We start from the raw sequence: 14615 nt of genomic DNA, 5'->3' as shown, positions 1-14615 counted from the left end.
ATAATACAATTTATCGGGATTATAGCTCAGTTGGTTAGAGCGCATCGCTCACATCGATGAGGTCTACGGTTCGAATCCGCATAATCCCACCAATTGCAAAGAGTGGCTGTTGCTGAGGCAACAGCCTTTTTTGTGTTCTTTTGAAAACCACGCCATAGTGGCGTGGTTCCGGAAAGCTTATAGCTATGAAAAAAACTCCCAATGTAGTACGATGCAATTGACCTGTCAGTCATGCAAAGTAAAACATTAGGAGGTGCACTACAATGCCAAGTGGGCAAAGTAATGTTAACCATAGTTTAGCACACACAAGATGGAATTGTAAGTATCATATTGTGTTTGCTCCAAAGTATCGGAGAAAAGTTTTCTATGAAGAAAAAAGGTTGGCGATCAGAGAAATCTTACGACAACTTTGCTCATGGAAAGGGGTAGAGATTATCGAAGGAGAAATCTGTCCTGACCATGTGCATCTGTTAGTAAGTATCCCGCCCAAAATTAGCGTTTCGGGATTCATGGGATACCTGAAAGGCAAAAGCAGTCTCATGATTTTCCAGAAGTTTGGAAATATGAAATTTGCTTACCGAAATCGCGAATTTTGGTGCAAGGGATACTATGTCGATACTGTCGGCAAAAATACTGTGGCAATTAAAAATTATATTGCCAATCAGCTGAAGCAGGATAGGGTAGCGGATCAGTTAAGTATCTTCGACCCCAGGGACCCGTTTACGGGTAGCAAGTAATCCTGTGCGTGGCTGACAGGCCAATTTTTTAACGTACTTGTACGTTGCCAGTAGTATTAGGGCTATGCCCGAAAAGGAAAAACCACCCGCTATGCGGGTGGATGATTATTGTTATTGTTATCCATTTTCTTTCCTCCCTTTTTTACCTTGTTATCGCTTCTATTTTTCAACTGACTTTTTTCAGGCCTATTTTATGCATAAAATTACATATTCTCTTGTCTCGTCAATGTCCACCGGACGTGATACAATACCTCTTGCCCTGATGAGGGCAAGTTTGTTTGAAATGAGGTAATTGGTATGAAAATGAATGGTTTGAAACGGTCTCTGGCCATTGCGTCCGCCTGCCTGCTGCTGGCACCGGCCGCCTTTGCGGCACCCCAGGCCAAAGGGGACCAGATCCCCAACCCCATGGTGTCCTATGACACCTATGCCGAAGCGGCTAAAGTCCTGGGCTATGCGCCCCTGTACCTGACGAAGGATTCCGGCTATGCCTGCACGTATATTTCTGTGATCAGCAAAGAACTGGCCGACCTGGAATTCACGAAACTGGGGCAGCCGGACACGGTGCTGCGGGTTCGTACTGCTTTGAAGAAAGTCAATAAAAATAATAATCTCAGTGGTATTTACGGTGCTAAATGGGAAAAGAAAACCGTAAACGGGGAAGAAGTGCAGATTGCCAAACTGGGCGACAAAGCATATGCGGCCCAGTGGAACAACGGGAAATACAGCTTCTCCGTCCAGGCCAGGGGGCTGGATGGAGCCGGCTTTGCAAGCCTGCTGAGCAACAGCCTGGTGGACACCACGGATCATTATTTCCTGGTGGTGAAGTAAGGGATGATTGTGCAATTATATAACAGGCTTGCGGAATTCCCTGAAAAGGTTTGACAGAATCGGCCAGCTATATTATCATGGATGTACAAATCAGGCTTTTGAAGGGAGATCATAAGTATGGCAGAAACGATTGCAACGAAAAATGCTCCGGCCGCAGTAGGCCCTTATTCCCAGGGCAAGGTGTGCGGCAATATGGTATTTGTGTCCGGGCAGACCCCCATTGATCCGGCTACGGGCAAGGTAGGCGGGGAAGCCATCGAAGTCCAGGCTGAACAATCCTGCAAGAATGTGGGAGCCATCCTGGAAGCCGCCGGCAGCGGGTTCGACAAAGTGGTCAAGACCACCTGCTTCCTGGCCGACATGGGCGATTTCGCCGCCTTCAATGCTGTATACAAGAAATACTTCGTCAGCAACCCGGCCCGTTCCTGCGTGGCAGTGAAAGATCTGCCCCTGGGCGTGAAATGCGAAATCGAAGCCATTGCGGAGAAATAAAAAGCAAGACTGGTGGGCTGAAGTTCGATTCTCCACCATCCAGGGACGTGAGCCATTTTGCTCACGTCCTTTTTTTGGTCTCTTAAAAATCAATTTTTTCTGTAATCGGAGGGCCCTTTTTTTATAATTTTGCTGTTTTGTCCATTCAATTCTGAATTTATTTCTTTTTAAGAAACTAAAGGCATTGATTATTTTCGTTATACGAAACACATGGCGATTTGTCAGCGATATCTTCTGAATCATATAATCTGCTTACACTGAGTCACAGATATATTCCAAACCAAGGAGGTCATTATGATGACAGAAGAGAAACGAAACCCCTCTTCCCGGGTTCCCTGGGAACGGGCCGGAATGACGCAGGAAGAATGGAAACAATCCATCCGCTTTGATGAAACGGATTGGGGCTGGATCGTCATGAGTGTGGGGATGGCCATCGGTTCCGGGATCGTGTTCCTGCCCATCCAGATTGGCGTTACAGGGCTCCTGATCTTTCTGCTGTCCGCCCTTATCGGTTATCCGGTGATGTATGCCTTCCAGCGCCTGTATATCAATACACTGGCGGCTTCTCCCAAAAATCAGGTTTATGCGGAAACCATTTCCGGTTACCTGGGGAAGAACTGGGGATTCCTCATGGGGATCTGCTACTTCATCATGCTGGTCGATACCATCATCACGTACTCCACGGTTGTCAACAACGACAGCGCCACTTTCCTTTACAGCTTTGGTGTAACCAGCACGAATCTGGCAGGCAATCACCTGTATACGTTCGTACTCATGGCTGTTCTGATCTTCATTGCCTCCCGTGGCGAAAAGATTTTGTTCAAACTCCAGACCTTTATGGCTCTTGTGATCCTGGCCGCACTGATCCTGATGGGGATCCGCTTCGTACCGGAATGGAATCTGTCCAATATTGCGCCGCTGCCCGATGCCTGGACCACCATCAAACAGGTCATCATCATGCTACCCTTTACCCTCACTTCGATCCTTTTCATCCAAAGCCTGAGTCCCATGGTCATCAGTTACCGGAAGCATTATCCCAACCAGGAAGTGGCCCGCTATAAAGCGATGCGCACCATGAATATCGCCTTTGTCATTTTGTTTGTGATCGTTTTCTTCTTTGCGGTTTCTTTTAATCTGGGAACCAGCCGGGAAATGGCTCTCCTGGCCAAAGAACAGAACATATCTGCCCTGGCCATGGCGGCCGGCAATATGAATGCGGCCACCGTAAAGATCCTCAGCCTGCTGCTGTCTCTCTTTGCCATCCTGACCTCCTTCTTCAGCAACTTCCTGGGCTTTTGCGAAAGCATTAAAGGGATCCTCCTTAATATCCTGCATCGGTTCATGAATGCAGATCGGATCAAAGGGGCCACGCTGGATAAAGGGATTGTCCTTTTCAGTCTGATCTTCTGCTGGGCCTGTGCTGCTTTTAACCTTCCTGTCCTGCTGCTGCTTGCGTTTTTAGGGCCCTGTATCGGTATCATCGGTTGTCTGGTACCCACCGTACTGGTCTATCAAGTCCCTTATCTGCAGCAATATAAAGGACCGGTCCTTTGGGCCATCGTTCTCACCGGTTTCCTCCTGATCGTATCGCCGTTCCTGAATGTACTGGAGGGCTAAGCGGTTTCATCCCTCGTTTTCTGAGGACACAACATCATGTTGTGTCCTCTTTTTCTTTTTCGGGAACAGGAAAAGGACAGGACCTTCGGAAGTAGAATTAAAGGTAAAAAATATGATAAAATATATGACAAAAACAGAAAAGAACGCAGAATATTTGTTTGAGCGGTTCTAAGAAATCGGGTGAGGAGGGCAATATGTCCGTCGGGGAGAAGATCGGGGAGAAAATCCATGCATTCCGTAAAGCGCGGCAGCTGACACTGGGAGAACTGGCTGAGAAAATCTGCAAAAGCAAGTCCACGGTGTCCAAATATGAAAGTGGCGAGATCACCCTGGATATAGATACGTTATACGAAATCGCCAAGGCCCTCCAGGTCCATATCGATCAGCTGCTCTGCCCGCAGCCGGAAGTGGTCCAGGCGGAACAGAACAGGCTGGAAAGTCCGGGCTTTTTTAGAGGTCTGTCCACTTTTTACGGGTATTTTTATGATGGACGCTCCGGACAGCTGATCCGCTGTGTCTTTGATGAAATCACGCCGCTGGAGAACCAGCAGTATCACATCCGGCTGTACATGAATTGTAAGGAATTTTCCCGCTACCAGGACTGTGAGAATACGTATGAGGGCATAATGGAACACTATGATGCCCTGACCTATATGAGCCTGAGGAACCAGGAGACACCCATGGAAAAGGCCTCTCTGCAGGTACTGGCACCTTATCTGGATGCTCCGGTGAAATGGGGGCTGTGGAATGGGCTCTCTTCCCGTCCCATGATGCCCATCGCAACGAAAATGCTGCTGGCCAAACAGCCGTTAAAAGAAGACGAGACACTGCTCAAAATGGTAAAAATCAGCAAAGAGGATATCCGTCTGCTGAAATTGTACAATATGCTTCCCGTCACCTAGGGAAGAGTTGACTGGACCGCCCTGGAGGCGGTCTTTTTTTATAAGGAGCTCCAAGTTTCACGAAAATCATTTTTTCCATGAAACTGGAGAGATTTGGCAAATCAGGCGAAAAAAAGCAAGATAAAGAGGGAAAATTTTCTTTCCAATAAACTTTTTGGCGAATCTCTTTTCCTGACAGGAGACCCTGCTCACGTTGTCGGACATAGCCCTTTCTGTTACAGTATAGACAAGAAGAAAAACCAGAAAAGGGGAATATGCCATGAAGTATGATTTTGATGAAATCGTCAACCGGTACCACACCAATGCCCTGAATACGGATGGATTCCGGGGCTATATCTTCCATGACTTTGAAGGGAAGAAAAAATTCCCTTTCAAAGATGACGAATTTGTCCGGATGTGGGTGGCAGATATGGAATTTGCCATGTGCCCGGCCATTATCCAGGCCATCAAGGATCGGGCGGACAAGCGGATCATCGGCTACAGCCAGGTGTTTGAACCGGAATTCTACGAGGCCTACAACGCCTGGAACCAGAAGATGTATGGCTGGACCTATCCCAAGGACCAGATTTGCTTTTCTCTGGGTATCATCCCGGCTCTGTACGAGCTGACAAACCTGCTGCTCAGCGATCACGACAAGGCCATCGTGAACACGCCGGCCTATGGGTATTTCCAGCATCCCCTGGATTACAACCACAAGCACGCCATCCACAATAAGCTGGTGAAGGATGAAAACGGCGACTGGAAGATCGACTTCGACCAGCTGGAAAAAGATGCGGCCGATCCCTTCGCAAAGCTGCTGATCTGGTGCAACCCCCAGAACCCCACCGGCCGGGTATGGACGGAAGAGGAACTGAAGAAAGTGGCTGCCATCGTGGAAAAACACAACCTGTGGATCATCAGCGATGAAATCCACTGCGACCTGCTGCGGCAGGGTGTGAAACACATCCCCATGGCCAAAATCATGCCGGACTACAACAAGCTGATCGTGTGCACGTCCGCGTCCAAGGCTTTCAATATGGCTGGCATGATGTTCGCCGAGATCATCATCCGGGATCCGCAGCTGAAGCAGCTGTACATCAATTACACTGATTCTTACGCCATGAACGTGAACCCCTTGTCCATTGCGGCCCACACGGCAGCTTATGAACATGGGTACGAATGGCTGGATCAGCTGAAGACCTACCTGGATGGCAACTTTAAACTGGTGAAGGATACTCTGGATAAGGAACTGCCGGAAACCCATTACAAGGTGGCGGAAGCCACGTACCTGGCTTGGGTGGATATGAACGCCTACCTGGGCGATGTGGAGAACATCCCGGACTTTATGGCCAACAAGGCCGGTGTGCTGCTGGAAGGCGGGGATGCCCTGTTCGTGGACAACGCCAAAGGGTACATCCGGCTGAACCTGGCACAGCCCCGGGCCACCATCCAGAAGGGCCTGGACCGGATCGTGAAGGCTGTAAAGGAACACAACAACAAGTAAGCAAAGGAGCCATTCCTAAAGAGAAATCGGAGCCATTGCGGAGAAGTAAGAGCAGTCACTATTCTCTAGTCACTAGTCGGCAGCTAAAAGAAGAGAGTCGTGGAAGATTCCACGACTCTCTTTTTTTGAACAGGGGCGCGCCAGTCGGTGGAACACCGAAACCGTAGGGGTCGATCGGCGTGATCGACCCGCACCAGGCCGGGGGGCGGGTTTACCGGGCGATATGGCGTACTGGACCTGGGAAATAGCACGTATGGAGGGTTAATTCCACCATAAATAGAAAACGATTGCATTGCATACAAGGGAAAATATGGAAAATGAGATTTTCCGTTTTAAAACCGTAATACCGCATAATTACTTGCTTTATCCGCAATATCCTGTTGCAAAAAATTGCGGAACTGTCTGAAAACATTGACGGGAACCACCGAAACATGATATAAAATAGTCAAGGTTGATGCAAACGATTGCAGAGACAAGAACAAGGTCGTAACGAAAAAAATCATAAATGTTCAGGAGGTTTTCATCATGGCAAAACAAAAGAATTTCAAAACCATTTTCCCGGCGGTATCCGTTCCTTTGAACCCGGATTACTCCATCAACGAACCGGAATTCAGAGCGTACCTGCGCTGGATCAAATCCTTCTACAACAAAGGCATCGAAGGTCTGGTCTGCAATGGCCACACCGGTGAAGTCACCGGCCTGACCCGGGAAGAACGGAAACGGGTCACCGAAATCTGCGCAGAAGAATGCGGCGATGTCATGACCATCATCTCCGGCGTGAACTGTGAAAACACCCAGGGCGCCATCGACATGGCCAAAGATGCCAAAGAAGCCGGCGCAGACGGCATTCTGCTGATGCCCCCTCATATGTGGCTGCGTTTCGGGATGAATCCGGATGCTCCCTTTGAATTCATCAAAGATGTGGCTGACGGTGCCGACATCGATATCATCATCCACCTGTACCCGGCTACCAGCAAGGCCTTCTACCCGGTTGAAACCCTGATCAAGATGGTCAAGGAGATCCCCCATGTGAAAGCCATCAAGATGGGTACCCGTGTAACGGCCATCTACGAACACGACGTGCGGGAACTGCGGAAAGCCTGCCCGGATGTATCTCTGATCACCTGCCACGACGAAACCCTGTGCGTATCCTGGTTCCCCGGCATGGACGGCGCTCTGATCGGGTTCGCCGGCTGCGTGCCTGAACTGATCACCAAAGCCTGGGATGTATTCAAGGATCCGGCTCATCATACCCTGAAAGAAGCCCAGGATGCCTCCAATGCCATCTATCCCATCAGCCAGGCCATTTACGGCGGCGGCCAGCCTTCCGGCGAAGCCCATGCCCGTCTGAAGGAAGCCCTGGTACAGCGGGGTGTGTTCACCAGCGGCTTGATGCGGAAACCGGTGCTGCCTCTGGACCAGACCCAGAAAGACTGGGTGGCCAAGGGCCTGAAAGAAAGCGGTCTGCCCAAAGTGGATATGAAACCCTTCGAAAAATAAGCGGGATCCTCTTCTCTGAAATGAATCAGAGCGCATAAAACCATCCTCTTGATCCTCTATAGGAAACCCACTGGACGGCTGCCCATTCAAGCATGGGCAGCCGTCTTCATTTAAAAAAAGGAAGAAAAATATGGAATCTGCAGTAAGTAAACAACTGGGCTTTGACCCGTCAGCCGTAGAACGGCTGACTTTTCTGGAGATCTTGAAGCGGATCGGTCCCGGCATCATACTGGCTGGTGTCGTGGTGGGACCGGGGGCCATCACAACGGCGGCCATGCTGGGAGCCAGCTACGGATATCATATGCTCTGGCTTTTTATCCCCATCTTCATCATGAGCATCACCTTTATGCTTACCTGTTACCGGCTTGCCATGCTTACCGGGATGCCACTGCTCCATGGGATCCGGCACTATTATGGCAATGGTGCGGCAGCCTTTGTGGGCATCTGTCTGTTCTTTTCCTGCCTGTTCTTTACCTTTGGCAATATTTCCGGCAGCGGTGCCGGCATGAGCCTTCTTTTTGGCGTCGACTGGAAGATCGGAGCGCTGATCATGCTGGCCCTGCTGCTGGGATTGTATTTTTCCAAAGATACGTACTCCAAAATCGAAAAAGCCGTCATGGTCTGCATCCTGGGGATGATCCTGGCTTTTTATGCCACCCTGTATGCTTCCGGAGGGCCGGATCCCGGGAGATTCATCCAGGGATTGACCCACTGGGGATTTCCGGAAGGGAGTGTCCTGGGATCATTGGCCTTCCTCAGTACCCATGCTTCCATTACCGCCGGGATTTACGGAACTTATCTGGGAGCGGAGAAAAAGTGGAAGAAACAGGATCTGTTCAACGGAACCATGCTTTCCGATGCCTGTGCCCATGTCCTGACTGTCATCCTGATTTCCGGTGCCATCGTTATAGTGGGAGCCATTGTCCTCCATCCCACCGGTCTGACCATTTCCAGCCCAGTCCAGATGGCAGGAATGCTGGAACCCGTACTGGGCAGCAAGGCACGATTTGTCATGGGGGCCGCGCTGCTGGGATCTGCTTTTTCCGCATTGATGGGGAATACCCAGCGGGGTGTGGTACTGCTGAATGCAGGCATGGGCTGGGAAGTGGCTCTGGAAAGCAAACGGGTCCGCTGGAGTTGTGTGGCCTGCCTCCTTCTGGGCGTGATTGTATGTTTTGCCTACAGCGGTTCGCCCACTCAGCTGATTTTCCTGGCCAATTTGGCTACCAGTATCGGGACTCCGACAGCCGGACTCTTCGTGACCCTGATGATCTGGAGAAAAGATGTCCAGGCAGGGCTGAAACCACCGCGCGTCCTGCAGATCTCCATGACCCTGTGTTATCTGTTTACCACGGCTCTGACCCTGTACAGCTTTGGATCCCGGTTCCTGTAACAGTTCCTTTTTGTTCCTTTACGGTACCCTGCCCGGCTGAGGGAGTACGGGTTCGCTATGTTCTCAACACCGTAGGTGTCGATCGCTTTGATCGACCCGCTTCCAGACCTGGGAACGGATGCCCCTGACGGGTCATCCCTACGCAACCTACGTACGGTACCAACCCGCAGGGTCGATCACTTTGATCGACCCGCTTACCGACTTGCCCTGCTTGGAAAAATCCTTTTCCAAGCACTGCTCACTACCCAACAGTTACTAAAAGGCGCTGTGGAAAAATCATCCACAGCGCCTTTATTTCGCTAGCGTCAGCTGGCTTCCATCGGCTAGTGACTAGAGACTGGTGACTAGTGACGGGGTGTGAAAAGCATTTTTTTCACACCCCCCTTTTAGTTCTTATGCAACTTCTGTCCTGCAATGATTGTACAACGTTGTATATCAGGTGCTTTCCCGTTCGATCAGGGCGGAATCATACACCACATGCTGGATGGGGATGCTGGCCTTGTCTTTGGCTTCGATTTGCTCCAGGACCAGCTGGGCAGCTTTCCGGCCGATGATCCGGGCTGGCATTTCCAGGGTGGTCATGGTGGTTTCCAGCATATTGCCCAGCTCGTGGCCTGTGAGGCTGATGACCCGTACATCCCGGGGCACCCGTTTTTTCTGCTCCTTCAGGGCCCGCATGGCACCGATGCCCTGGGCATCCATGGCGGCCAGGATGGCATCCAGCTCCGGATGTTCCTTGAGCATCTGCAGGGTGGCCTGGTAGCCATATTCCAGAGAGTTGGTGAATCCCCTGGCCTCCGAGGTGATTTCCTGGAGCCCCAGTTCTTCCAGGGCTTTTTTGTATCCTTGGTACCGGAATTTATAGGGAGATAATTTTAAAGAACCTGTAATCAGACCGGGATGGCGACTGCCCCGTCCGTACAGGTACGTGACTGCCTCGTAGCCGCATTTCACATAATCCACCGTGACGCTGGAAAGGGTATCATCCTGGATCCGGATCACCTGGGTCACCGGGATCCCGGAAACCTGGATATCCCGGACCAGCTTTTTGTTCTTGCCGGTCCCTGCCAGCAGGATGCCATCCACCAATCCGTTCCGCAGACGGCTCAGCCCCTCCTTTTCGATCTGGGGATCGTCCTCCGTACTGCACAGCAGGGTGGCATATCCCTGTTCCCGGGCGGCTTCTTCGATGGCCTGGGCCACCGTGGAGAAGACGGTCAGGTGCAGCCGGGGAACGACCACACCGATGGTGTGCCGCTTGCCCTGGCGCAGTCCTTTGGCCAGCAGGTTGGGCCGGTAACTGAGTTTTTCTACAGCCGCCATGATCCGGGCCTTGGTTTCCGCATGGACACAGGGATTGTTGTTCAGGGCCCGGGAAACAGTGCTTACGTCCACACAGGCCAGCTTGGCCACATCTTTTAACGTGGGCATCACGGCATCTCCTTTCTGAAATCGTTTGTATTAACTATACTGATATCATACCTATGGGAACTTGTCAAGATAAAATCTGGGAAAGCGCATGGATACTGGAATATAAGGAGAATTCCTGATGCAAGAAATTGCAGAAGTATCAGAAAATATTGACGGATGATGGGAATGAATGCTATAAATAACACGAAGATAATGCAAACGATTGCTAAACGGCTGCAGCATATTGCACTTGTTTTTTCCTCTTTCTGGAAACAGTTGGAATCAGAAAAGGAACACCAAAGATAAGGAGAATGGCTTATGTACATCGAACGTCTGGGGTTTGACCCTGATACAGTGCAAAAATTGTCATTTGTGGAGATGCTGAAACGGATCGGGCCGGGCATCATCCTGACCGGTGTGGTCATCGGGCCGGGGGCCATTACCACGGCAGCCATGCTGGGGGCCAATTACGGGTATGCCATGCTGTGGCTGTTCATCCCCATTTTCCTCATGGGGATCACTTTCATGCTGACCTGCTATCGGATTTCCATGCTGACCGGCATGCCCATTATCCATGCCATCCGTCACTATTATGGCAAAGGGGCAGCTGCTTTCGTGGGAATCTGTTTGTTCCTGGCCTGTCTGTTCTTCACCTTCGGGAATATTTCCGGCAGCGGCGCCGGGATGAACCTGATCTTTGGCATCAACTGGAAGGTCGGAGCGCTGATCATGATTGCCATCCTGATGGGCATGTATTTTTCCAGGAATACATACTCCAAAGTCGAAAAGGGGATTTTGCTCTGCATCCTGGCCATGATCCTGGCCTTCTATGCAACACTGGTGCAGACCGGTGGACCGGAATGGGGTCCCTTTTTCCAGGGTGTGACCCACTGGCAGTTCCCCAAGAGCAGCATCCATCACAGCCTGGCCTTCATCAGTACCCATGCGGCCATTACCGCCGGTGTCTATGGTACCTACCTGGGAGCCGAAAAAAAGTGGAACAAGAAGGATATGTTCAACGGGACCATGCTGGCAGATGCCATTGCCCACGTGGTGACGGTAATCCTGATTTCCGGGGCAGTGGTCACTGTAGGGGCCATCGTCCTCCATCCCCAGGGTCTGCGGATTACAGCACCGGTACAGCTGGCCGATATGCTGCGGCCCTTCCTGGGAAAATATGCCAGCCTGGTCATGGGACTGGCACTGCTGGGTGCTGCGTTCTCCAGCCTTTTGGGGAATACCCAGAGAGGGGTGGTGCTGCTGAATGCCGGTCTGGATAAGGACGTAAGCCTGGAAAGCAGACTGGTCCGCTGGCTGTGTGTGGCCTGCATCGCCTTTGGGTGTGTGGTCTGCTTTATGTATAACGGTTCTCCCACCGGCCTGATTTTCCTGGCCAACCTGGCCACTTCCATCGGGACTCCCACTGCGGGCCTTTTCGTGACCCTGCTGATCTGGCGCAAGGATGTGAATGCCGGATTGAAACAGCCTCGTCTGCTGCAGATTGCCATGACCGTATGCTATCTGTTTACCCTGGGAATTACGATTTACGCCATTTACAAGAAATTTTAAAGAAGAGAGAGAACTGTGGAGACCATTCCCGGTTCTCTTTTTTTGTATGGAGGCCTATCCACCTGCTGTCCGGCAATGGTTGCCTATGGGTTGTATGGAACTTGATCCACCGGGGTACACCATCCTATTGTATAATAGGAAGTAGAAACGATCTGCAGGGACTGACCAGGAGAAGAGGTCTGTTCCCGGGAGCAGGAACCGGGGCGCTGGAGCAACGTCCCTGAAAAGGAGGTCCATTTCCATGCCAATTACCAAACTGACCCTTGAACCCCAGCTGCGGCAGCAGCTGAATCTCCATCTGGTGCAGCAGATGAAGCTGCTGCAGCTGGGTGCACTGGAACTGGACCAGTATGTCCAGGAGGCCGTGGAAGCCAATCCCCTCATGGAATTCCCCAGTGAAGTGAAAGGGCCGGCTTAGCAGGAAACGGACCAGGAAGTATATCGGGGGAAACGGATTTGGGATAAGGAGAATGAACCGCTACCGGATCCGTTGGCCAATGCTTCCCGGCAGAAAAAGACTCTCCAGCAGCTGATCAGACAGACCATCCAGGGGCCATCCCCTCAGTGACCAGGCCATCTGCGAGGCGCTGGAACGCCAGGGGATCCATACGGCCCGGCGCACAGTGAACAAGTATCGGGTAAAGATGGGGATCCCTGCCAAAAGCGGACGGAAGGAATGGGAGTAGCCTTTCAGGTCATTGAAAATTGGATGTACCGCTCAGGGTGTTGCATGTTTCATGCAACACCCTCTTTTTTTACTAAACCCGTTAAATAATCTTAAATACCGTAAAACTATTAACAATTTATCTTATGGAGAAAACAGAAATTGTGAATGAACTGCGAACCACTATACACGAATAATATTTTAGATATAATAAATATAGTTCGGAAGTATAAGAACGAAAAAGGAGGGTTATTATGGGAATGAATAGTAAATTAGAAACGATGGCTGGCAAAGAAACGGCCGGTGTAGAAGAGAAAATCCTGAAACTGTTCGCTCCCAGCCTGTCCGGAAGCGATGTCCCCAGCCTGAAGGACTGGGATCCCATGGGATATTTCGACTTCGAATGAAGGAAGCCGGAAACCTGGTATGATGGTAAGACTGTAGGAGGGATGGATCATGGGAATGACGGCAAAACGTGATTATGAAATGACGAAAACGGTAGAAAGCCTGAAAGATCTTCTGTTTGTGGGCCTGCTGCAAGGCGGTGGCAGAAAATCCAGGGCCACCGGCTATGAGCCGGAAATCCCCGGCATGGTGAAACGGGAATTCCGGGTATAAAAGGATGAAAAGTAACGGTGGAGATATCGCACGCTCCCTTCGGGATCTCCACCGTTATTCTTGTCATGGATGTTTCATTTTGTACAAGAAAAAACTTATTTTAAAGAATTTTCAAATTTTTATTGAACTTTTTCTAACAAGAATGTACAATCGGCGTGTGTAATATTCTTATTCAATAACTGTTCTGGAAAGGAAGTGCAGGCAAATGATGTTGAAAAAGCTGGAAAAAGTATTGGCCGTTGCGGCGCTGTCCATGAGTCTGTCCCTGGGGATGGCCTATGATGTCCATGCCATGGTGGGGGGTAAACCCGTCATCGGGATCTCCTGGAAGAGCAACAAGCAGGATTACACCGCTTTTAAAAAAATCATCGAACTGGCCGGCGGCGTTCCTGTGGAACTGGGCCAAATCAAGAGCAGTGATGTGAAATACGATGCCAACGGGGCTGTGGATCAAAGTGCCTTGGAAAAATCCGGCATGCTGAAGCAAAAATACGCCAACAAGATCAAAGCCAAAGATTTCAGCAAGACCAACATCGCTACCGTGATGCAGGGCGTGGACGGGGTATTCGGTACCGGCGGGGAAGACATCAGCCCCTCCCTGTATAAAGAAGCCGAAAAGGAAAAGAACCATGGGGAGGGCATCAATGCCACCCGGGATATTTCCGACTATACCCTTCAGGCATATTGCCTGGCCAACAACATCCCCACCCTGGATGTATGCCGCAGCGAACAGATGCTGGGGGTGGTCAGCGGAGCCAAAATGATCCAGGACCTGACCGACTACTACAAATCCAAGGGACAGACCTATCATGATGATTTCCACCGGATGCCCCCCGGAACCCCCAACCGGGATTATGCCCGTCACGATGTGACCATCCTGCCGGTGAAATCCCATCTGCGGGAGATCGTCGGGGCTGATGAACTGAAGAATGTTTCTTCCTGGCATCACCAGGCCATCGGCAGCATTGCCGGAACGGGCCTGATCCAGACGGCCGAAAAGACCTACAACGGGGTCTCCATCATTGAAGGCGTGGAATATCCAAAGAACCTGTTTACGGTAGCCCTGCAGTTCCATCCGGAAAACGATCTGAAACAGGTACTGATCAACAAGAAAGATCCGAAAGCCTACTGTGATGTGGATACGTCCATGGCCTTCTTCAAAGCGCTGGTCAAAGCGGCCACGGAAAAAGCCACGGCATCCAAATAGTCCGTCGTCGAGGCGTCAGGGAATACACCAAAAAACGGAAGGCTGTGAAGAAATGAGGATCTATTTCTTCACAGCCTTATTTTTTGTTCTTTGACGTCAGCGTGGAAAGAGCCCGCTGGGCGACCTGGGAACGGTCTCCCCTTACGGGTAGACCCTACGAAATCGTACAGTACGTTGCGTAGGGACGCCCCA

Annotated in this window: 14 protein-coding genes, 1 tRNA gene and 1 pseudogene; 15 read left to right on the top strand and 1 reads right to left on the bottom strand. The window is 50.7% G+C overall.

Annotated features, from left to right (window positions below):
• The first annotated feature begins 15 nt into the window (after positions 1 to 15).
• The 9 genes from BQ5462_RS01680 to BQ5462_RS01640 all read left to right on the top strand — a co-directional run bounded on the left by BQ5462_RS01680 (position 16) and on the right by BQ5462_RS01640 (position 8955).
• Positions 16 to 92: transfer RNA gene (locus BQ5462_RS01680), tRNA-Val, on the top strand.
• A gap of 171 nt (positions 93 to 263) precedes the next feature.
• Complete coding sequence (tnpA, locus tag BQ5462_RS01675) at positions 264 to 737, top strand: IS200/IS605 family transposase (protein ID WP_071141708.1); 474 nt, start codon at positions 264 to 266, stop codon at positions 735 to 737.
• 297 nt (positions 738 to 1034) lie between these two features.
• Positions 1035 to 1568, top strand: coding sequence for a hypothetical protein (locus BQ5462_RS01670; protein ID WP_071141707.1), 534 nt, complete (start codon positions 1035 to 1037; stop codon positions 1566 to 1568).
• 117 nt (positions 1569 to 1685) lie between these two features.
• Positions 1686 to 2060 carry a RidA family protein gene (locus BQ5462_RS01665; protein WP_071141706.1) on the top strand — a complete coding sequence of 125 codons (375 nt, stop codon included), beginning with the start codon at positions 1686 to 1688 and terminating at the stop codon, positions 2058 to 2060.
• A gap of 297 nt (positions 2061 to 2357) precedes the next feature.
• Entirely contained in the window at positions 2358 to 3677 is a 1320-nt protein-coding gene (locus tag BQ5462_RS01660) for an amino acid permease (RefSeq protein WP_205407914.1), read from the top strand.
• A 194-nt stretch (positions 3678 to 3871) separates the two neighbouring features.
• A complete protein-coding gene (locus BQ5462_RS01655) occupies positions 3872 to 4579 on the top strand; it encodes a helix-turn-helix domain-containing protein (RefSeq protein ID WP_071141705.1) in 708 nt (235 codons plus the stop codon).
• A 259-nt stretch (positions 4580 to 4838) separates the two neighbouring features.
• A complete protein-coding gene (locus BQ5462_RS01650; RefSeq protein WP_071141704.1) occupies positions 4839 to 6062 on the top strand; it encodes a MalY/PatB family protein in 1224 nt (407 codons plus the stop codon).
• Positions 6063 to 6587: 525 nt separating this feature from the next.
• Entirely contained in the window at positions 6588 to 7562 is a 975-nt protein-coding gene (locus BQ5462_RS01645; protein WP_071141703.1) for a dihydrodipicolinate synthase family protein, read from the top strand.
• Between the two features lie 130 nt (positions 7563 to 7692).
• A complete protein-coding gene (locus BQ5462_RS01640) occupies positions 7693 to 8955 on the top strand; it encodes an Nramp family divalent metal transporter (protein WP_083378027.1) in 1263 nt (420 codons plus the stop codon).
• Between the two features lie 435 nt (positions 8956 to 9390).
• Here BQ5462_RS01640 and BQ5462_RS01635 read toward each other — a convergent pair whose 3' ends face one another.
• The gene (locus BQ5462_RS01635) at positions 9391 to 10386 is read right to left on the bottom strand and encodes a LacI family DNA-binding transcriptional regulator (RefSeq protein ID WP_071141702.1); all 996 of its coding nucleotides are present in this window, start codon (positions 10384 to 10386) and stop codon (positions 9391 to 9393) included.
• A 297-nt stretch (positions 10387 to 10683) separates the two neighbouring features.
• On the opposite strand from BQ5462_RS01635, the gene BQ5462_RS01630 reads away from it, so the two are divergent.
• The 6 genes and pseudogenes from BQ5462_RS01630 to BQ5462_RS01625 all read left to right on the top strand — a co-directional run bounded on the left by BQ5462_RS01630 (position 10684) and on the right by BQ5462_RS01625 (position 14423).
• Positions 10684 to 11934, top strand: a complete 1251-nt coding sequence (locus tag BQ5462_RS01630) for an Nramp family divalent metal transporter (protein ID WP_071141701.1) — start codon at positions 10684 to 10686, stop codon at positions 11932 to 11934.
• A gap of 241 nt (positions 11935 to 12175) precedes the next feature.
• Positions 12176 to 12352 (top strand): hypothetical protein, encoded by a 177-nt coding sequence (locus tag BQ5462_RS10885; protein WP_083378026.1) that lies wholly within the window; start codon positions 12176 to 12178, stop codon positions 12350 to 12352.
• Positions 12353 to 12494: 142 nt separating this feature from the next.
• Positions 12495 to 12620 (top strand): annotated as a pseudogene (locus BQ5462_RS11590) (RNA polymerase factor sigma-54); the annotation flags it as partial.
• A gap of 238 nt (positions 12621 to 12858) precedes the next feature.
• On the top strand, positions 12859 to 13005 hold the full coding sequence (locus BQ5462_RS11210; RefSeq protein WP_159429664.1) for a hypothetical protein: 147 nt from the start codon (positions 12859 to 12861) through the stop codon (positions 13003 to 13005).
• Between the two features lie 49 nt (positions 13006 to 13054).
• On the top strand, positions 13055 to 13216 hold the full coding sequence (locus BQ5462_RS11205) for a hypothetical protein (protein WP_159429663.1): 162 nt from the start codon (positions 13055 to 13057) through the stop codon (positions 13214 to 13216).
• A gap of 205 nt (positions 13217 to 13421) precedes the next feature.
• Positions 13422 to 14423: a gamma-glutamyl-gamma-aminobutyrate hydrolase family protein gene (locus BQ5462_RS01625; protein WP_235819539.1), complete on the top strand. Its 1002-nt coding sequence runs from the start codon at positions 13422 to 13424 to the stop codon at positions 14421 to 14423.
• Positions 14424 to 14615: the final 192 nt, after the last annotated feature.

This window comes from Acidaminococcus timonensis (genome assembly GCF_900106585.1).
GTDB lineage: Bacteria > Bacillota > Negativicutes > Acidaminococcales > Acidaminococcaceae > Acidaminococcus > Acidaminococcus timonensis.
Note: the sequence above shows the minus strand (reverse complement) of the source record. Positions and strands in the feature narration are given on the sequence as shown.

What these genes read in the sequence shown, in the direction of transcription:
- BQ5462_RS01635 (WP_071141702.1), bottom strand. Translation starts at nt 10,386, where the DNA reads ATGCCCACGTTAAAAGATGTGGCCAAGCTGGCCTGTGTGGACGTAAGC.
- BQ5462_RS01645 (WP_071141703.1), top strand. Translation starts at nt 6,588, where the DNA reads ATGGCAAAACAAAAGAATTTCAAAACCATTTTCCCGGCGGTATCCGTT.
- BQ5462_RS01625 (WP_235819539.1), top strand. Translation starts at nt 13,422, where the DNA reads ATGATGTTGAAAAAGCTGGAAAAAGTATTGGCCGTTGCGGCGCTGTCC.
- BQ5462_RS01630 (WP_071141701.1), top strand. Translation starts at nt 10,684, where the DNA reads ATGTACATCGAACGTCTGGGGTTTGACCCTGATACAGTGCAAAAATTG.
- BQ5462_RS01655 (WP_071141705.1), top strand. Translation starts at nt 3,872, where the DNA reads ATGTCCGTCGGGGAGAAGATCGGGGAGAAAATCCATGCATTCCGTAAA.
- BQ5462_RS01660 (WP_205407914.1), top strand. Translation starts at nt 2,358, where the DNA reads ATGACAGAAGAGAAACGAAACCCCTCTTCCCGGGTTCCCTGGGAACGG.
- BQ5462_RS11210 (WP_159429664.1), top strand. Translation starts at nt 12,859, where the DNA reads ATGAATAGTAAATTAGAAACGATGGCTGGCAAAGAAACGGCCGGTGTA.
- BQ5462_RS01640 (WP_083378027.1), top strand. Translation starts at nt 7,693, where the DNA reads ATGGAATCTGCAGTAAGTAAACAACTGGGCTTTGACCCGTCAGCCGTA.
- BQ5462_RS01665 (WP_071141706.1), top strand. Translation starts at nt 1,686, where the DNA reads ATGGCAGAAACGATTGCAACGAAAAATGCTCCGGCCGCAGTAGGCCCT.
- BQ5462_RS01650 (WP_071141704.1), top strand. Translation starts at nt 4,839, where the DNA reads ATGAAGTATGATTTTGATGAAATCGTCAACCGGTACCACACCAATGCC.
- BQ5462_RS01670 (WP_071141707.1), top strand. Translation starts at nt 1,035, where the DNA reads ATGAAAATGAATGGTTTGAAACGGTCTCTGGCCATTGCGTCCGCCTGC.
- tnpA (WP_071141708.1), top strand. Translation starts at nt 264, where the DNA reads ATGCCAAGTGGGCAAAGTAATGTTAACCATAGTTTAGCACACACAAGA.
- BQ5462_RS10885 (WP_083378026.1), top strand. Translation starts at nt 12,176, where the DNA reads ATGCCAATTACCAAACTGACCCTTGAACCCCAGCTGCGGCAGCAGCTG.
- BQ5462_RS11205 (WP_159429663.1), top strand. Translation starts at nt 13,055, where the DNA reads ATGGGAATGACGGCAAAACGTGATTATGAAATGACGAAAACGGTAGAA.